The organism is Rhodobacter aestuarii, assembly GCF_900156655.1.
GTDB classification, from domain to species: Bacteria; Pseudomonadota; Alphaproteobacteria; order Rhodobacterales; family Rhodobacteraceae; genus Rhodobacter; species Rhodobacter aestuarii.
Map to the genome: position 1 here is coordinate 404,421 of NZ_FTOG01000002.1, position 16,649 is coordinate 421,069.

At 59.1% G+C, this 16,649-nt stretch carries 31 protein-coding genes; 1 reads left to right on the forward strand and 30 read right to left on the reverse strand.

Features of this window, described 5'->3' with window-relative positions; genetic code table 11:
• Nucleotides 1-16 precede the first annotated feature (16 nt).
• From rpsK to rplB, 25 genes are all read right to left on the reverse strand, one after another.
• A complete protein-coding gene (gene rpsK, locus BW967_RS05150) occupies nucleotides 17-406 on the reverse strand; it encodes a 30S ribosomal protein S11 (protein ID WP_013066070.1) in 390 nt (129 codons plus the stop codon).
• A 13-nt stretch (nucleotides 407-419) separates the two neighbouring features.
• Nucleotides 420-788 carry a 30S ribosomal protein S13 gene (gene rpsM / locus BW967_RS05155; RefSeq protein WP_076483960.1) on the reverse strand — a complete coding sequence of 123 codons (369 nt, stop codon included), beginning with the start codon at nucleotides 786-788 and terminating at the stop codon, nucleotides 420-422.
• 176 nt (nucleotides 789-964) lie between these two features.
• Nucleotides 965-1,618, reverse strand: coding sequence for an adenylate kinase (locus BW967_RS05160; protein WP_076483961.1), 654 nt, complete (start codon nucleotides 1,616-1,618; stop codon nucleotides 965-967).
• 13 nt (nucleotides 1,619-1,631) lie between these two features.
• Nucleotides 1,632-2,999 (reverse strand): preprotein translocase subunit SecY, encoded by a 1,368-nt coding sequence (secY, locus tag BW967_RS05165; RefSeq protein ID WP_076483962.1) that lies wholly within the window; start codon nucleotides 2,997-2,999, stop codon nucleotides 1,632-1,634.
• 103 nt (nucleotides 3,000-3,102) lie between these two features.
• Nucleotides 3,103-3,570 (reverse strand): 50S ribosomal protein L15, encoded by a 468-nt coding sequence (gene rplO, locus BW967_RS05170; protein ID WP_076483963.1) that lies wholly within the window; start codon nucleotides 3,568-3,570, stop codon nucleotides 3,103-3,105.
• Between the two features lie 163 nt (nucleotides 3,571-3,733).
• Nucleotides 3,734-3,937, reverse strand: a complete 204-nt coding sequence (locus BW967_RS05175; RefSeq protein WP_108188601.1) for a hypothetical protein — start codon at nucleotides 3,935-3,937, stop codon at nucleotides 3,734-3,736.
• 272 nt (nucleotides 3,938-4,209) lie between these two features.
• Nucleotides 4,210-4,542: a ribonuclease E inhibitor RraB gene (locus BW967_RS05180; protein WP_076483965.1), complete on the reverse strand. Its 333-nt coding sequence runs from the start codon at nucleotides 4,540-4,542 to the stop codon at nucleotides 4,210-4,212.
• An 88-nt stretch (nucleotides 4,543-4,630) separates the two neighbouring features.
• The gene (gene rpmD / locus BW967_RS05185; protein ID WP_076483966.1) at nucleotides 4,631-4,822 is read right to left on the reverse strand and encodes a 50S ribosomal protein L30; all 192 of its coding nucleotides are present in this window, start codon (nucleotides 4,820-4,822) and stop codon (nucleotides 4,631-4,633) included.
• A gap of 12 nt (nucleotides 4,823-4,834) precedes the next feature.
• On the reverse strand, nucleotides 4,835-5,395 hold the full coding sequence (gene rpsE, locus BW967_RS05190; RefSeq protein WP_076483967.1) for a 30S ribosomal protein S5: 561 nt from the start codon (nucleotides 5,393-5,395) through the stop codon (nucleotides 4,835-4,837).
• A gap of 113 nt (nucleotides 5,396-5,508) precedes the next feature.
• A complete protein-coding gene (gene rplR, locus BW967_RS05195; protein ID WP_076483968.1) occupies nucleotides 5,509-5,868 on the reverse strand; it encodes a 50S ribosomal protein L18 in 360 nt (119 codons plus the stop codon).
• 11 nt (nucleotides 5,869-5,879) lie between these two features.
• Entirely contained in the window at nucleotides 5,880-6,413 is a 534-nt protein-coding gene (gene rplF / locus BW967_RS05200; protein ID WP_076483969.1) for a 50S ribosomal protein L6, read from the reverse strand.
• Nucleotides 6,414-6,423: 10 nt separating this feature from the next.
• Nucleotides 6,424-6,822, reverse strand: a complete 399-nt coding sequence (gene rpsH / locus BW967_RS05205) for a 30S ribosomal protein S8 (protein ID WP_097082910.1) — start codon at nucleotides 6,820-6,822, stop codon at nucleotides 6,424-6,426.
• Between the two features lie 12 nt (nucleotides 6,823-6,834).
• Entirely contained in the window at nucleotides 6,835-7,140 is a 306-nt protein-coding gene (gene rpsN, locus BW967_RS05210) for a 30S ribosomal protein S14 (protein ID WP_076483970.1), read from the reverse strand.
• 15 nt (nucleotides 7,141-7,155) lie between these two features.
• Nucleotides 7,156-7,713, reverse strand: a complete 558-nt coding sequence (rplE, locus tag BW967_RS05215) for a 50S ribosomal protein L5 (RefSeq protein ID WP_076483971.1) — start codon at nucleotides 7,711-7,713, stop codon at nucleotides 7,156-7,158.
• Nucleotides 7,713-8,018: a 50S ribosomal protein L24 gene (gene rplX, locus BW967_RS05220; protein WP_076483972.1), complete on the reverse strand. Its 306-nt coding sequence runs from the start codon at nucleotides 8,016-8,018 to the stop codon at nucleotides 7,713-7,715. The genes rplE and rplX overlap by 1 nt, the downstream gene beginning before the upstream one ends.
• A complete protein-coding gene (rplN, locus tag BW967_RS05225; RefSeq protein WP_013066055.1) occupies nucleotides 8,018-8,386 on the reverse strand; it encodes a 50S ribosomal protein L14 in 369 nt (122 codons plus the stop codon). The genes rplX and rplN overlap by 1 nt, the downstream gene beginning before the upstream one ends.
• An 89-nt stretch (nucleotides 8,387-8,475) precedes the next feature.
• Nucleotides 8,476-8,709: a 30S ribosomal protein S17 gene (gene rpsQ, locus BW967_RS05230; protein WP_076483973.1), complete on the reverse strand. Its 234-nt coding sequence runs from the start codon at nucleotides 8,707-8,709 to the stop codon at nucleotides 8,476-8,478.
• Between the two features lie 11 nt (nucleotides 8,710-8,720).
• On the reverse strand, nucleotides 8,721-8,921 hold the full coding sequence (rpmC, locus tag BW967_RS05235; RefSeq protein ID WP_076483974.1) for a 50S ribosomal protein L29: 201 nt from the start codon (nucleotides 8,919-8,921) through the stop codon (nucleotides 8,721-8,723).
• Between the two features lie 183 nt (nucleotides 8,922-9,104).
• Nucleotides 9,105-9,782, reverse strand: coding sequence for a BUD32 family EKC/KEOPS complex subunit (locus BW967_RS05240; protein WP_076483975.1), 678 nt, complete (start codon nucleotides 9,780-9,782; stop codon nucleotides 9,105-9,107).
• A gap of 200 nt (nucleotides 9,783-9,982) precedes the next feature.
• Entirely contained in the window at nucleotides 9,983-10,906 is a 924-nt protein-coding gene (locus BW967_RS05245; protein ID WP_076483976.1) for a class I SAM-dependent methyltransferase, read from the reverse strand.
• Nucleotides 10,907-11,014: 108 nt separating this feature from the next.
• On the reverse strand, nucleotides 11,015-11,428 hold the full coding sequence (gene rplP / locus BW967_RS05250) for a 50S ribosomal protein L16 (protein WP_076483977.1): 414 nt from the start codon (nucleotides 11,426-11,428) through the stop codon (nucleotides 11,015-11,017).
• A gap of 13 nt (nucleotides 11,429-11,441) precedes the next feature.
• Nucleotides 11,442-12,158: a 30S ribosomal protein S3 gene (gene rpsC, locus BW967_RS05255; protein ID WP_076483978.1), complete on the reverse strand. Its 717-nt coding sequence runs from the start codon at nucleotides 12,156-12,158 to the stop codon at nucleotides 11,442-11,444.
• Nucleotides 12,158-12,538 (reverse strand): 50S ribosomal protein L22, encoded by a 381-nt coding sequence (rplV, locus tag BW967_RS05260; RefSeq protein WP_076483979.1) that lies wholly within the window; start codon nucleotides 12,536-12,538, stop codon nucleotides 12,158-12,160. Before rplV ends, rpsC begins: the two co-directional genes overlap by 1 nt.
• A gap of 3 nt (nucleotides 12,539-12,541) precedes the next feature.
• Nucleotides 12,542-12,820: a 30S ribosomal protein S19 gene (gene rpsS, locus BW967_RS05265; protein ID WP_055211973.1), complete on the reverse strand. Its 279-nt coding sequence runs from the start codon at nucleotides 12,818-12,820 to the stop codon at nucleotides 12,542-12,544.
• A gap of 3 nt (nucleotides 12,821-12,823) precedes the next feature.
• Nucleotides 12,824-13,663 (reverse strand): 50S ribosomal protein L2, encoded by an 840-nt coding sequence (gene rplB, locus BW967_RS05270; protein ID WP_076483980.1) that lies wholly within the window; start codon nucleotides 13,661-13,663, stop codon nucleotides 12,824-12,826.
• Between the two features lie 297 nt (nucleotides 13,664-13,960).
• On the opposite strand from rplB, the gene BW967_RS19085 reads away from it, so the two are divergent.
• Entirely contained in the window at nucleotides 13,961-14,218 is a 258-nt protein-coding gene (locus BW967_RS19085) for a DUF4236 domain-containing protein (RefSeq protein WP_083951963.1), read from the forward strand.
• Nucleotides 14,219-14,361: 143 nt separating this feature from the next.
• Here BW967_RS19085 and BW967_RS05280 read toward each other — a convergent pair whose 3' ends face one another.
• The 5 genes from BW967_RS05280 to BW967_RS05300 all read right to left on the reverse strand — a co-directional run.
• Nucleotides 14,362-14,658: a 50S ribosomal protein L23 gene (locus BW967_RS05280; protein WP_076483982.1), complete on the reverse strand. Its 297-nt coding sequence runs from the start codon at nucleotides 14,656-14,658 to the stop codon at nucleotides 14,362-14,364.
• On the reverse strand, nucleotides 14,655-15,275 hold the full coding sequence (gene rplD, locus BW967_RS05285; protein WP_076483983.1) for a 50S ribosomal protein L4: 621 nt from the start codon (nucleotides 15,273-15,275) through the stop codon (nucleotides 14,655-14,657). The genes BW967_RS05280 and rplD overlap by 4 nt, the downstream gene beginning before the upstream one ends.
• On the reverse strand, nucleotides 15,272-15,997 hold the full coding sequence (rplC, locus tag BW967_RS05290) for a 50S ribosomal protein L3 (RefSeq protein ID WP_076483984.1): 726 nt from the start codon (nucleotides 15,995-15,997) through the stop codon (nucleotides 15,272-15,274). The genes rplD and rplC overlap by 4 nt, the downstream gene beginning before the upstream one ends.
• A gap of 11 nt (nucleotides 15,998-16,008) precedes the next feature.
• The gene (rpsJ, locus tag BW967_RS05295) at nucleotides 16,009-16,317 is read right to left on the reverse strand and encodes a 30S ribosomal protein S10 (RefSeq protein WP_013066043.1); all 309 of its coding nucleotides are present in this window, start codon (nucleotides 16,315-16,317) and stop codon (nucleotides 16,009-16,011) included.
• A gap of 209 nt (nucleotides 16,318-16,526) precedes the next feature.
• Nucleotides 16,527-16,649 (reverse strand): EF-Tu C-terminal domain-related protein (locus BW967_RS05300; protein ID WP_449421154.1); only part of this gene is annotated, 123 nt, incomplete at its 5' end.

The window sequence follows — 16,649 nt, forward strand, 5'->3', positions numbered from 1 at the left end:
GGCTTAATACAATCACTCAGACGCGGCGACGCTTGGGCGGACGGCAGCCGTTGTGCGCGATCGGCGTCACATCACGGATCGAGGTGATGTTGAGGCCAACAGCGGCCAGCGCGCGCAGCGCCGACTCACGGCCCGAACCCGGGCCTTGCACTTCCACGTCCACGGTTTTCAGGCCGTGTTCTTGCGCCTTGCGGGCAGCGTCTTCGGCAGCCATCTGGGCGGCATAGGGGGTCGATTTACGCGAACCCTTGAAGCCCATGGTGCCCGAGGACGACCAAGAAATGGCGTTACCCTGAACGTCGGAGATCAGGATTTTGGTGTTGTTGAACGAGGAGTTCACGTGCACCACGCCAGCGGCGATGTTTTTACGCTCTTTGCGTTTAACGCGAGTCTTGTCACGAGCCATGTGCTACCCTCCCTTACTTCTTCTTACCGGCGATCGGTTTCGCCGGGCCCTTGCGGGTACGAGCGTTGGTGTGGGTGCGCTGACCGCGAACCGGCAGGTTCTTGCGGTGACGCAGGCCACGGTAGCAACCAAGGTCCATCAGACGCTTGATGTTCATCGACACTTCGCGGCGCAGGTCACCTTCGACGGTGAAATGCGCATCGATGTATTCGCGGATGGCGAGCACTTCGGCGTCGGAGAGGTCATTCACACGACGGGTATCGTCGATGCCAACGGCGTCCACGATTTGTTTCGCGAACATCGGGCCGATCCCGTGGATATATTGAAGAGCGATCGGGACGCGTTTCCCGGTCGGAATGTTGACGCCAGCAATACGAGCCAAAGCGTGCTTTCCTTTCGTTGCGGTTCCGTAGCACCAGAACCTTTTTTCACAACATATTCAGATTAGTCTGAACGGCGTAAACGCCCAAACCTCCGGACCCCGGAGATTCGGGCGATTCTCTTGCGAGACGCCGTGACCTAGAAGGAATTTCCCCCTACGTCAAGCGCCAAGAGGCATCAAGCTTGCTGATCCAAAATTGCAGCCATAGATGCGGCAACTTTGTCGATTTCGGCCAAACCATCGACCGAGAACAAATCCCCCGCATGGTAGTAATAGCCGATCAGCGGCGAGGTCTTTTTGTAGTATTCCATCAGCCGGGTCTTGAGGCTGTCTTCATTGTCGTCGGCGCGCCGCTTCATATCGTGGCTGCCGCAGACATCACAGGTGCCTTCAACCTTCGTCGGCTTGGTTTCGTCGTGATAAACCTCACCGCATTTGCCGCAGGTGAAGCGACCAGTGATACGGCGCACAAGCGCCGCGTCATCCACCCGCATCTCAATCACGGCATCAAGCTTTTGCCCCATCCGGGCGAGCAAACGGCCAAGCGCATCCGCTTGCGGCAAGGTGCGAGGGAAGCCATCGAAGATGAACCCATTGGCCTCGGTGGACGCCAGTTTCTCTTCGATCAGGCCAATCACGATCTCGTCGGTGACAAGCTCGCCACGGTCCATCACTTCGGCGACGCGCTTGCCCATCTCGGTGCCCGAGGTCTTCGCCTCGCGCAGCATGTCACCGGTGGACAGCTGCACCATACCGCGTTCTTCCACCAGCTTGCGGGCCTGCGTGCCCTTACCGGCGCCGGGCGGTCCCAGCAGGATGATATTGGCCATTCTTCCCCTCCCCTCAGCGCCGCGTCGGCGCTTTTCTTGTCTTTGCCCCGGACTTGCGCTTGCCGCGCAGTTGCGAGCGCTCAATGAGCCCTTCGTATTGATGTGCCAACAGGTGCGATTGCACTTGGTTGACCGTATCCATCGCCACCGACACCACGATCAGCACCGAAGTCCCGCCGAAGTAGAAGGGCAGCGACAGCTGCGTTTGCAAGATCGAGGGCAGAAGGCAGACGGCGGTCAGATAGGCCGAGCCCACCACAAGAACGCGCGCCACCACGTAATCAAGATAGTCTTCGGTCTTCTTGCCGGGGCGGATGCCCGGAATGAAACCGCCTTGGTTCTTCAGGTTCTCGGCCACTTCGTCCGATTTGAAGGTCACGTTCGCGGTATAGAAATACGCGAAGAAGACGATCATCGAGGCATAGAAGGCCAAATAAAGCGGCTGACCGGGGCCGAAATAGGCCAGCACCACCGACATCACCGGCCCGGTATCTTGGCCCGAGAAGGTCGCCAGCGTGGTCGGCAGCAGCAACAGCGACGAGGCGAAGATCGCCGGGATCACGCCCGCCGGGTTCACCTTGATCGGCAGGTGCGAGGAGCCGCCATCATAGATTTTCATCCCCACCTGACGGCGCGGATATTGGATATGGATCTTGCGCAAAGCGCGTTCCATGAACACGACAAAGCCGATCACCGCGATCACCATCAGCATCACGCCAATGATCACCGGGGTCGAAATCGCGCCCGCACGGCCTTGCGCAAAGAAGCCTGCCAGCGCGGCCGGAATTTCCGCCACAATGCCGACGAAGATGATCAACGAGATGCCGTTGCCGATGCCGCGCGCGGTGATTTGCTCACCCAGCCACATCAGGAACATGGTGCCGCCCACCAGCGTCACCACAACCGCAGCAAGGAAGAACAGCCCCGGCTGATGCGCCAAGCCGCCGTTTTGCAAGCTGACCGCCATGCCCCAAGCTTGGAACGTCGCCAAAAACACCGTGGAATAGCGGGTGATCTGGTTGATCTTCTTGCGGCCCTGCTCGCCCTCTTTCTTCATCTGTTCGAGCGCCGGCACCAAGGATGCCATCAGCTGCACGATGATCGAGGCCGAAATGTACGGCATGATCCCAAGGGCAAAGATGCCCATGCGCCCCAGCGCACCACCGGTGAACATCGACAGCATGCCGCCAATGCCCGAGGAAGCGCGTTCCATGAACTCACGCAGCGCGTCGGCATCAATGCCGGGCACCGGGATATAGGTGCCGAGCCGGTAAATGATCAGGAGCCCGATGGTGTAGAAGATGCGTGCCCGCAGCTCAGTTGCCTTACCCAAGGCACCCCAGCTTAGGTTCGCCGCCATTTGCTCTGCAGCAGAAGCCATACCCGTCTCTTTCATGCGTAAGGCGCCGCGCGACCGTTCTCCGGTCGGCGGCGCCTGGAAAACTGTTGCTTATGTAAGCGGGGATGGCCCCGCCCACAACCGATTATTCGGCCGCAGCAGCAACGGTCAGTTTGCCACCGGCTTTTTCAACGGCTTCCACAGCCGCTTTCGAAGCGCCGGTCACGTTCAGCGTGACCTTGGTGGAGATTTCGCCTTTGGCGAGGATGCGGATCCCGTCGCGCTTGCGCGAGGTCAGGCCAGCAGCAACCAGCGCGTCTTCGGTGATTTCAACCGAGGCGTCGAGTTTGCCAAGGCCGATGAATTTCTCGATCAGTCCGAGGTTCACAACGGCGAAGGCTTTGCGGTTCGGCTTGTTGAAGCCGCGCTTCGGCAGACGCCGGTAGAGCGGCATTTGGCCGCCTTCGTAACCGTTCAGGGCCACACCCGAGCGCGACTTTTGGCCTTTGATACCACGGCCAGCGGTTTTGCCTTTGCCCGAACCCGGGCCGCGCGCAACGCGTTTTTTCTTGGTCGCGGCGCCAGAATTGTCGCGCAGTTCGTTCAGTTTCATATCGCTTCTCCTTTGCCGGACAATGCCCCCGGAAGCGAAACCGGAGCACACACGGCATTTCTTGTTGATTCTGGGCCCCGAGAGAGGCCACCGGGGGCGTATAGACGCAACCGGACAAGCTCGCAAGCGTTTAGCGAACCGCGCACAGGATTTGCATTCGACTTCATTTGCTGCGAGGGAAATGCGCCCGAGCCGCAGAAATGATCGCTGCGATCGAAGATTTGGGCCTCGTCAGGAACACGATCGCAATGAGCGTCAGCAAGACCGCTCCGAGTCCTTTGCCGCTGACGAACCAAAACGACAGGTCAGCCTGAGCGACCAACTCAACTAACTTTTCGGTTAGAGAAGATTTATTGTCGGGACCCATCTGGACACACTCCTCGCTATAGTGGTGTGTCTCTCCCCTCCGGTTCATATTAAATGGCCCGTTTGAAACTCTGGCAACATCAAAGAAGACTGGACACCGCAGATCCCACAATAAATCGCGTTATGCACATAGATATCCACAATTCTCCCACGTCGAATCCAGATATGGCAACGTGGGGTCCGGAAGAGTGTGTAACGACGCCACGTGCGGATCCGCTCCGAGTTACTGGGTCGTCGGGATAACACGGCTGGCATAGAGCACGATTAACCCCCTCACGCCCCCATAAATCCCCAGCCGTCCGCCAAGAACCCATGCACCGCGCCTTGCACGGTCAGCTTTTCTTCCTCGGCCCAAAGCGCATCAACGTTCAGCGTCATTTCGGGGGTGGTGATTTCAAGGCAGTCTTCATCCTCGTCATCCTCAGCCTCATACCACTCCACGCCATAGCCCTGCGCCTCAAGCGCCTCGGTGAAAGCATCCCAATCGGCGCTGCCATCCTCGGGCACGAATTGAAAGGCCACGACCGCGCGCGCGGGCAGATCTTCCATCTTCGCAATCTCGGCAAAGATCTGCTCGGTCTCGGCTTTTTGCTGCTTCATATCCATCGCGGCCTCCTGTCTGGCGCTGGCAGTATCCAACGAAAAACGCCCCGGACCAAGCCGGGGCGTTTCTCAATTCACATAAAGACCGGGCTTAGCCGCGCTCTTCGATGATCTTCACAAGGTGCGAGATCTTGTTGACCATGCCGCGGACAGCCGGGGTATCTTCCAGCTCACGGGTGCGGCGGATCTTGTTCAGGCCAAGGCCCTTGAGGGTCGCGGTCTGGATGGCCGGGCGGCGGGCAGCCGAAGCCACCTGTTGCACGACGATGGTTTTGTTCGCCATCTCTCAGTCTCCTCAGGCTTCAGCCGGCGCTTCAGCGTCGGTTTTCGGCAGGATGTCGGCGACCTTTTTGCCACGACGAGCGGCAACGGAACGCGGCGAGGCTTCCAGCTTCAGACCGTCGAGGGTCGCGCGGATCATGTTGTAGGGGTTTTGCGAGCCGATCGACTTAGCAACAACGTCCTGAACGCCCAGCATTTCGAACACGGCACGCATCGGACCACCGGCGATGATCCCGGTACCAGCCGGCGCGGTGCGCATGACGACTTTGCCAGCGCCGTGACGGCCCGCCACGTCGTGGTGCAAGGTGCGGCCATCTTTGAGCGGCACGCGGATCAGCGAACGTTTCGCTTGCTCAGTGGCTTTGCGGATCGCTTCCGGAACTTCTTTGGCTTTGCCTTTGCCGAAGCCGACGCGACCACGTTGGTCACCAACCACGACGAGCGCGGCAAACCCGAAGCGCTTACCACCCTTCACGGTTTTCGACACGCGGTTGATCGCAACCAGACGATCGGCGAATTCCGGGGTTTCTTCGCGCTCTTCGCGGCGGCCCCGGCGGTTATCACGTTCTGCCATAAGGCATTCCTTTCGTGAACGGCGTGGTGTCACGCCTGTTTGGTCCAATCCAAGTGGGCCGCGCTAGGCACGGCCCCCGGATCATCGGGAGGGCGCGAGCGCCCCCCACCTCATTAGAATTTCAGACCGCCTTCGCGGGCTGCTTCGGCAAGCGCCTTGATTTTGCCGTGGAACAAGAAGCCACCACGGTCGAAGAAGCACTCTTCGACACCGGCTTTCTTGGCCCGCTCGGCGATCGCCGCACCAATTTTGGTGGCGGCTTCGACGTTGTTCTTGCCGACGACGCCGAACTCTTTTTCCAGAGTCGAAGCCGACGCAATCGTCACACCTTTGACGTCGTCGATCAGCTGAACGCTGATGTTTTTCGACGAGCGGTGCACCGACAGACGGGCGCGGCCATTGGCCATCGCCTTGATTTTGTTCCGGACGCGCAGGCGGCGCTTGAGGAACAGCTCTCGTTTGTTGTTCGCCATTTCTCAGCCCCTTACTTCTTCTTGCCTTCCTTACGGAAGATGAACTCGCCCTTGTAGCGGATGCCTTTGCCTTTGTAGGGCTCGGGACGACGCCACTCACGGATATTCGCCGCGACTTGGCCGACCAGCTGTTGGTCGATGCCTTCCACGGTGATCTCGGTCTGTTTCGGGCACGCGACGGTCACACCGGCGGGAACCTCGAAGTTAACCTCGTGCGAATAGCCCAGCGACAGCTTCAGGATGTTGCCCTGAATCGCGGCGCGGTAACCAACGCCTTGGATTTCGAGCTCTTTCTTGAAGCCAGTGGAGACGCCGACGCCGAGGTTTTCGATCATCGAGCGGGTCATACCCCACTGCTGACGGGCACGTTTGGAGGTGCCGCGCGGCGCCACGGTGACGGTGTTGCCGTCCATCGTGATCGTCACATCGTCGGTGGCGGTGAAGCTACGGGTGCCTTTCGGCCCTTTCACTTCAACGGTCTGGCCGTTCAGCGAGGCGCTCACGCCGCTGGGCAGTTCGACCGGTTTCTTACCAATACGAGACATCGGGCCCTCCTTAGAACACGGTGCAGAGCACTTCACCGCCAACGTTGGCAGTGCGTGCGGCCGCGTCCGTCATAACGCCTTTCGGCGTGGAGACGATCGAAACACCCAGGCCTTGACGGACCGAGGGGATTTCTTTGACCGAAGCATAAACGCGGCGGCCCGGCTTGGAGACGCGCGAAATCTCGCGGATCACCGGGGTGCCTTCGAAATACTTCAGGCTGATCTCGAGTTCCGGCATGCCGGCCGCCGAGGTCGTTTTCTCATAGCCACGGATGTAGCCTTCCGCCGCAAGCACGTCGAGAACCCAAGCGCGAAGCTTCGAAGCCGGGGTACGGACGGTGGACTTGCCGCGCATCTGCGCGTTGCGGATGCGGGTCAGCATATCGCCGAGGGGATCGTTCACGGACATTCCCTGACCTCCTTACCAGCTCGATTTCACCATGCCGGGGATCTGGCCGAACGAGGCCAGGTCACGCAGCATGATCCGCGAGAGTTTGAGCTTACGGTAGTAAGCATGGGGACGACCGGTGAGCTGGCAACGGTTGTGCAGACGCACGGCCGACGAGTTGCGGGGCAGTTCCGCCAGTTTCAGAGTCGCTTTGAAGCGCTCTTCCATCGGCAGGTTCTGGTCTTCGATGATCGCTTTGAGCGAGGCACGTTTGTTGGCGAATTTCTTCACCAGCTTCGCGCGCTTCACTTCGCGTTCAACCATGGATTTTTTGGCCATTAATTCTCTCCGCGATCAGGCGTTGAAAGGCATGTTGAAAGCTTTCAACAGCGCCTTCGCTTCCGCATCCACGTTGGTCGAGGTGCAGATGATGATGTCCATGCCGAGAACTTCGTCGACTTTGTCGAAATCGATCTCCGGGAACACGATGTGTTCTTTGAGACCCATAGCGAAGTTACCGCGGCCGTCGAAGCTCGGTTTCACACCGCGGAAGTCGCGCACGCGCGGCATAGCGATGTTGATCAGACGGTCGAGGAATTCATACATCTGGTCGCCACGGAGGGTGACCTTGCAGCCAAGCGGCATTTCTTCACGGACGCGGAAACCGGCGATCGATTTCTTGGCCTTGGTGATGACAGCCTTCTGACCGGCGATGAGCGACAGCTCGTCAGCGGCTTGCTTGACTTTCTTGGTGTCTTTCACGGCTTCGCCGACACCCATGTTGAGAACGATTTTCTCAAGCTTGGGGATCTGCATGTCGTTTTTATACGCGAACTGCTCTTTCATCGCAGCGCGGATCGTCGACGCGTAAAGCGCTTTCAGACGCGGGGTATAGGTGGCTTGGTCGAGCATTAGATCGCCTCCCCGGTGGTCTTGGCGTAACGCACCTTTTTGCCGTCTTCGAAACGGAAGCCGACGCGGGTCGCTTTGCCGTTGGCATCGACGAGCGCGAGGTTCGACAGGTCGATCGGCATCGCCTTCGAAACGCGGCCGCCTTGCGCGGTTTGCGTTTGACGCTGGTGACGGATTGCCATGTTCAGACCGTCGACAATGGCTTTGTTGTCCTTGGGCATGACGGTGGAGATTTCACCTTGCTTGCCCTTGTCCTTGCCAGTGAGCACGACGACTTTGTCGCCTTTGCGGAGTTTCGCAGCCATCACAGCACCTCCGGCGCAAGCGAGATGATCTTCATGAAGTTCTTGGCGCGCAATTCGCGAACGACCGGCCCGAAGATACGGGTGCCGACCGGTTCGCCCTGGTTGTTCAGGATGACGGCGGCGTTGCGGTCGAAGCGGATGGCGGTGCCATCTTCGCGACGAACTTCTTTGGCGGTGCGCACGACAACGGCTTTACGCACGTCGCCTTTTTTCACACGGCCTTTCGGAATCGCCTCCTTGACCGACACAACGATGATGTCGCCCACGGATGCGTAACGGCGGTGCGAACCGCCCAAAACCTTGATGCACTGAACTCGGCGCGCGCCGGAGTTGTCAGCGACATCCAGATTGGTCTGCATCTGGATCATAGTGTTACTCCCGACCTTTGGAAACAGCTATGCAGTCAGCCGTCCCAGGGTTTCGATGAACTGAAAGTTCATCGCCGGGCCTGAAAAAATCAGGCCTCGACGACAACCGTCCAGCGCTTCGTTTTCGAGATCGGTGCACATTCCTCGATGCGGACGGTGTCACCAGTCTTGAAAGTGTTGAGCGCGTCATGCGCGCGGTATTTTTTGGTGCTACGCACGGTCTTTTTCATGACCGGGTGCTTGAAGCGGCGCTCCACGAGAACGGTCACGGTTTGATCGTTCTTATCCGAGGTCACGACACCTTGCAGGATACGTTTGGGCATCGGAAGTCTCCTTACTTCGCAGCTTCAGCAGCTTTTTGGTTGAGCACCGTCTTCACACGAGCGACGTCACGACGGACGGCGCGCATGCGGGCGGTGTTCTCAAGCTGGTTGGTGGCCGCTTGGAAGCGGAGGTTGAAGGCTTCCTTTTTCAGCGCAACAAGCGCGTCACGAAGCTCGTCAGGCGTTTTCGCCTTGAGTTCTTGGGCGTTCATCCCATGGTTCCTTGTCTGGCACCGGCAGGCCCCGCTTGGGTGCAAACGCACGCTTGGGGTGACCCGTAACCCGGTGGGTTATGTCTTCCGCACCCGATTCCCGAAGGGACCGGAGGCGCGGATGCCGCTCCCTACAGGAAAGCGCCTCCCGGGGCAACCCCAAGTTTGGCGCAGCGGCGAGTCTTAGGCTTTTGCGTCAAACAGGGACACAAAACCGGGGATGCCACGGAAATCGCGCTTATGCGCGACCGGGCGAGTAAGCCACAGCAAAGCCGGCACAAAGGGGCGCAACCGATCAAGCCGTGCTTGCGCGCGGCCCCAGATATTCATTCGGTCTTGCGCCTGATAGGCCCGCGCCGCAGCGCGCACCACCTCATCCACCCGTCCCCGCTCGGCGAGAATATCGAAAAAGAAAATCAGCAGATCGCGCGCATGCCCATCGGGCGTGTTGCGTTTCGAACTAAAGTTCTCAAGGTCGATGAAGGTGATCTGCCCATCTGCCCAGCAGATGTCGCACAGGTTTGGACGCCCATGGCTGAAACCCGCGCGGTGCAGCCGCGCCAAGGTTTCGGCCGCAGCGATGAGCGCGGTTTCGAACTCGGCCGCATGCGCTGCGCCAGCGCGTGCCAGATGACGTAAGGTCACCCCAGCATCAGCGACGATGAAATGGGATTTCCCCTCTTCAAGAAGCTTCGGGAACGGCAGTCCCGCGCGTGCCACCTGATGGTAGCTTTCCCGCTCAGCTTCAAAGAGACGCCGCGGATCGCCCTTTTGCAGCCGCAGCCGCAACGACCCATCTTCAACGCGTTTACGCCACCCGGCGACCCCATTCACCGCGGCTTTTTCAATTCGAATCGGCACCTTACACCTACAGAGCTTACGCTCCTCCCGCAGGCGTTCTCTCGTGCTGTGCCCAGAGCCGCAACCCAAAAGCGTCATAGAAGCGTTACATGTGACGCGAACGTGACACCGTTACGCAGCACCAAGACGGAGATGCAGCGGCCCTGTCAGCACATTATGCACCGCGCACAAAGGCCTATCGCGCAAAACCGAACAGATCGTCAGCCAAGATGCATCAACTTGTAGACGGTAAGCTGGTTGCGGTTGATCCCCGCATAGACGCAGGCGAACCCATTGTCCCGATAGCGACGCATCGCTTTTTGGAACGCGTAGAAGGTTTCCATATAGGTTGTATCGCTCAGCAAATGCGCTTGTACCGGGTTGGTGATCAACAATACCGACCGACGTGCGAGGCGGGTAAACTCCCCCACGATTTTAAGCCAATCCTTGGGGTGGCAATAATGCTCGAGCGCATCGAAGCACAGAACCGTGTCAAAGCTATTGTCTTCGAATGGGTAAGGCACATGCCCCGCATCGAAGAGCCGCACATCCAAGCCCTTGCTCTCGATCAGCGGTCTGTACGGCCAGTTTAAAATGGCGCCATCCCCATGGTTCAGTTTGTGGTCATCCTCGGCTGCGGCCAAATCCAGCGCGTTCGCCTCCCGGAAACGAGTATCAAGACCGCCATCACGCCCTAAAAAATTCGCGAAGTCATTGCCAATGGCCCGATGCCCAAAGTGGCGCAATATCTCTAAGGTTGCACCATGCGCGCTCGACATCTCCAGCACGTCTTGCCGCGCGCCCTCCTCCACCATCAGTTCGGGCATGTATTGCAGCAAAAGGTGCCATGAGCGCCGGATATTTTTGAAACGCACAACGTATTTGCGCTGCACTGATTTGCTCAGCTGCGCGATCGCTTCCTCAGAAAGCGCGTACGGGGCCGAAAACGCCTCCGGTGGCGGCGCATCAAAAGCGGCAATCACCTCATCGACCGAGGGCTGCTTCGGTATCTTCTGCTTCAGGAATTCCGCGTAAAAGTCCCCCCGAAGCTGCGATAGCTCCTCCAGATACCCGGCGTAACCTTTTCGGCTTCCGGTTGGGAATTGGGCTTCTCTTTCAATGAGCTCTTTATGGCTCCACCGCATCTGCACCCTCACGTTCTTATTGACGATAGGTGTATCTGGCGCATTTCATTTCCGCAAAGAAAAAACCCCCGCCGAAGCGGGGGTTTTCAAACCTGTGTCGGGAAGACCTTACCAGTCTTCGCGGGCCACGATGCGGCTCATCACCGGCAGTTTGTTCGCACCAAGGCGCAGAGCCTCACGCGCGATCGGTTCCGGCACGCCGTCGATCTCGAACATGATCCGGCCCGGTTTCACCTTGGCCGCCCAATAATCGATCGAGCCTTTACCTTTACCCATCCGGACTTCGGTCGGTTTCGACGAAACCGGCACATCCGGGAAGATACGGATCCAGACGCGGCCTTGACGCTTCATGTGACGGGTGATCGCGCGGCGAGCCGCTTCGATCTGACGGGCCGTCACACGCTCCGGCTCGGTGGCCTTGAGCGCAAAGGAACCAAAGTTCAGGTTGAACCCACCCTTGGCTTCGCCTTTGATGCGGCCCTTGTGCTGTTTGCGGAATTTCGTCCGTTTCGGTTGCAGCATCTCAAGTCACTCCTCAGCGAGCGTCGCGGTCGCGACGCGGACCGCGCGGCGCCGGGCCGTCTTGGGCTTCGGCAGCTTTGCGATCACGGGCTTGCGGATCATGTTCCATGATCTCGCCTTTGAAGATCCAGACCTTCACGCCGATGATCCCGTAGGGAGTCATGGCTTCGTCCAGCGCGTAGTCGATGTCGGCGCGCAGGGTGTGCAGCGGCACACGGCCTTCACGATACCACTCGGTCCGAGCGATCTCGGCACCACCCAGACGGCCAGCGACGTTCACACGGATGCCAAGGGCGCCCATACGCATCGCGTTTTGCACGGCGCGCTTCATGGCACGACGGAACGAAACACGGCGCTCGAGCTGCTGGCAGATCGACTCGGCCACAAGCTGGGCGTCCAACTCGGGTTTGCGAACTTCAACGATGTTGAGGTGCAGTTCCGAGTCGGTGTAGTTCGCCAGTTTCTTGCGCAGGGTTTCAATATCGGCGCCTTTTTTGCCGATGATGACACCCGGACGCGCGGCGTGGATCGTGACGCGGCACTTTTTGTGCGGACGTTCGATGATCACGCGGGCGATGCCAGCTTGTTTGGCTTCTTTGTGGATGAACTCGCGCATGCGGAGGTCTTCCAGAAGCAGGTCGCCATATTCTTTCGATTCAGCGAACCAGCGGCTGTCCCAGGTGCGGTTGACCTGAAGACGCATCCCGATGGGGTTGACCTTCTGACCCATTACGCGCGCTCCTCGATCTGACGCACCTTGATGGTGATTTCCGAAAACGGCTTCATGATCTTGCCAAACCGGCCACGGGCGCGCGGACGACCGCGCTTCATGACGAGGTTTTTGCCGACCCAAGCTTCCGCGACGATCAGGTTATCGACGTCGAGGCCGTGGTTGTTTTCGGCGTTGGCAATGGCCGATTGCAGGCACTTGCGCACGTCTTCGGCGATCCGTTTTTTCGAGAAGGTGAGGTCCATAAGGGCCTTGTCCACCTTCTTGCCACGGATCAGCGCGGCAACGAGGTTGAGTTTCTGCGGCGAGGTGCGAAGCATCTTCGCTTTCGCGAAGGCTTCATTATCCGCCACGCGGCGCGGATTCTGTTCCTTACCCATGGCTTACTTCCTCTTCGCTTTCTTGTCGGCGGCGTGACCGTAGTAGGTCCGGGTCGGCGAGTATTCACCGAACTTTTGGCCGATCATCTCTTCGGTGACGTTCACCGGGATATGCTTCTGCCCGTTGTAGACGCCGAAGGTGAGGCCGACAAATTGCGGCAGGATGGTGGAACGACGCGACCAAATTTTGATGACGTCGGATTTGCCCGAAGCGCGCGCTTTTTCTGCTTTTTTCAGCAGATAAGCGTCAACGAAAGGGCCTTTCCAGAGAGAACGTGCCATATCTTAGCGACCCTTCTTCTTGGCGTGACGCGACCGCAAGATGTACTTGTCGGTCTGCTTGTTCGAACGGGTGCGCTTGCCCTTGGTGTCCTTGCCCCACGGGGTAACCGGGGTACGGCCACCGGAGGTGCGGCCTTCACCACCACCGTGCGGGTGGTCGATCGGGTTCATCGCAACACCGCGAACGGTCGGACGCACGCCCATGTGGCGCTTACGACCGGCTTTGCCGAGGTTTTGGTTGCTGTGATCGGCGTTCGAAACGGCACCGATGGTCGCCAGGCATTCCTGACGGACAAGACGCAGCTCGCCCGAGGAAAGACGCAGCTGGGCATAGCCACCGTCACGGCCGACGAATTGGGCATAGGTGCCCGCGGCGCGCGCGATCTGACCACCTTTGCCGGGCTTCAGCTCGACGTTGTGGACGATCGTACCGATCGGCATACCCGAGAACGGCATCGCGTTGCCCGGTTTGATGTCTTGTTTCGCACCGGCGATGACGGTGTCACCCACCGCAAGGCGCTGCGGCGCGAGGATATAGGCCAGTTCGCCGTCGCTGTATTTGATCAGCGCGATGAAGGCGGTGCGGTTCGGGTCATATTCGATCCGCTCGACCGTGGCCGGAACGTCGAACTTACGACGCTTGAAATCGACGATGCGGTAAAGGCGTTTCGCCCCACCACCCTTGTGCCACATCGTGACGCGTCCGGTGTTGTTCCGGCCGCCCGTCTTGGTCAAACCCTCAGTGAGGGCTTTGACGGGACGACCTTTCCAAAGCTCCGAACGGTCGATCAGAACCAGCCCGCGCTGGCCAGGCGTCGTCGGTTTATACGACTTGAGTGCCATGCTCTCTGTCTTCCGTTGCTCTGGACCATAGGTCCGTTACGTAAGGGGCGCCGTAGCTCCCCGAGTGCAAAAATCACTAGCCCCGGACGAATCCGGGGCCGAGCGACTGGCGGGGCATAGCAGGGTTACAAATTAGAGTCTAGAGAAAGACGCCCCACTCTCAAAGAATAAGAGCGCAGCGCTCTTTCCCGCTGCAGGGCGCTATGCCGAATGCTTCAACGCCGTTTACGTGCTAAGTTCACACGCATTCTCTACCAGATCCATTTCGCCCACGAACAATGTATGGAGGCATGCAAAATGGCCTTACGCTTCAATAAGCGCGTAAAGATCGCCCCGGGCATCAAGTTGAATGTCAGTCGCTCAGGTCTCAGCACCACCGTTGGCCCGAAGGGTGCCTCTGTGAACATCGGCAAAAAGGGCACTTACCTAAACACGGGGCTTCCCGGAACAGGCCTGTCAGCACGAACAAAAATCGCAGACGGTCCAAAATCAACGCCCAAGCCGATGCGAGAGGTTCAGACCCCCCCCCTTCAACCGAGAAAATCGCTAACCTGATTATCGTTTTGGGAATCCTGCTCGTCGTTGTGCTCGTCGTCATCGTTTCAGTGTAAAGCCTCAGCTCGCAGCCTGAATTACAAACGCCCCAAAACAAAAAGGCCCCCGCTTGCGCGAGGGCCTCTCTTGTCATGTGTCAGGTCTTACAGACCGGTCGAAACGTCGATGGTTTGACCGTCTTCGAGCGTGACATAGGCTTTTTTCACGTCCGAGCGTTGGCCGAGCGAACCGCGGAAGCGTTTCACTTTGCCTTTGGTGATGGTGGTGTTAACCGCCTTCACCTTCACGCCGAAGAGCGCTTCAACAGCCTCTTTGATCGCCGGTTTCGTCGCCGTCTTGGCGACTTGGAACACAACCGCACCAGCTTCCGAGGCCATGGTGGCTTTCTCGGTGATGATGGGCTTCACGATCACGTCGTAATGTTCGGGTTTCGCACTCATTTCAGGCGAGCCTCCAGAGCTTCGACACCCGCTTTGGTGATCACGAGCGTGTCACGCTTGAGGATGTCATAGACGTTGGCGCCCATCGACGGCAGCACATCGATGCCATCAATGTTGCGCGCGGCAAGCGCGAAGTTCTCGTTCACCGAGGCGCCGTCGATCACCAGGACCTTTTTCCAGCCCAGCTCCTTGGCAGCTTTGGCGAGCATCGAGGTTTTCGCTTCGGCCATATCGGCCGCTTCGATCACCACGAGGTTGCCAGCTTTCGCCTTGGCCGACAGCGCATGACGCAGGCCGAGGGCGCGGAACTTCTTGGTCAGGTCATGGGCGTGGCTACGCGGGGTCGGGCCTTTGTAGACACCACCGTGACGGAAGATCGGCGCCTTTTTGGACCCGTGACGCGCGCCACCGGTGCCTTTTTGGCGGTAGATCTTCTTGGTCGAGTAGCTCACTTCCGACTTGCCGAGCACCGAGTGGGTACCGGCTTGAGCCTTCGCACGCTGCCAGCGGACCACGCGATGCAGGATGTCGGCGCGCGGCTCAAGGCCGAACAGCGCTTCGTCGAGCTCGATCGCGCCGGCTTTTTCGCCGTCAAGCTTGATCACATCGAGTTTCATGCTTCACCCCCTTCGACCGAGACTTCTTCGGCCGGAGCGGCAGCCGCCGCGGATTTCAGCGCGGCCGGCATCGGCAGATCCGCCGGGGCCGGTTTTTTCACGGCGTCTTTGATCGTGACCCAGCCGCCTTTGGCGCCCGGAACCGACCCTTTGACCATGATCAGACCACGCTCGGCGTCGGTGCGGACCACTTGCAGGTTTTGCGTGGTGACGCGAACGGCACCAAGATGACCCGCCATTTTCTTGCCTTTGAAGACCTTACCCGGGTCTTGGCACTGACCGGTCGAACCGTGCGAACGGTGCGAGATCGACACACCGTGCGAGGCGCGCAGACCACCGAAGTTGTGACGCTTCATGGCACCGGCAAAGCCTTTACCGATCGAGGTGCCGGCGATGTCGACATGCTGACCGGCAAGGTAATGCTCGGCCGAGATCTCGGCGCCCACTTCGATCAGGTTTTCGGGCGAAACGCGGAATTCGGCGAGCTTGCGCTTGGGCGCCACATTCGCTTTCGCGAAGTGACCACGCATCGCACCCGAAACGCGCTTGGCTTTCGCCTCGCCCGCACCGAGTTGCACAGCCGTGTAGCCATCGGTTTCGACGGTGCGCTGCGCGACAACTTGCAGGTTGTCGAGTTGCAGCACGGTCACCGGAACCTGTTTGCCGTCTTCGAGGAACAGCCGGGTCATGCCCAGCTTCTTGGCGATAACACCAGAACGCATGTGCTAACTCCTCAGACTTTGATCTCGACGTCCACGCCAGCCGCGAGGTCGAGCTTCATCAGCGCGTCCACGGTTTGCGGGGTCGGATCGACGATGTCGAGAAGACGCTTGTGCGTGCGGATTTCCCACTGGTCGCGCGACTTTTTGTCGATGTGCGGACCACGGAGAACCGTGAATTTCTCGATTTTGTTGGGCAGCGGGATCGGCCCGCGGACCTGGGCACCCGTACGCTTCGCGGTGTTGACGATTTCCTGGGTGCTGGCGTCCAGCACGCGGTAATCGAACGCCTTGAGCCGGATGCGAATGTTTTGACCAGACATGGTTTTCCCTTTTCGCAGGGCTTTTCAGGTTGAGAGGCTGACAACACCGCATGTGGTGCCAGCATCGAACCGCAATCTTTACAGATTAGGCGCGCCGGATATGCGGCTGGCCTGAGTCTGTCAAGAACAAAAGGCGCGCCTTACGGCGCACCTTTCAATTTCGTGGTTTTTACATCCGGCGAGCAGACCCGCCGGATGTAAAACATCGATTATTCGATGATTTTCGAGACGACGCCAGCGCCGACGGTGCGGCCGCCTTCGCGGATGGCGAAGCGCAGTTTTTCTTCCATCGCGATCGGGGCGATCAGTTCGACTTCGAACTTCAGGTTGTC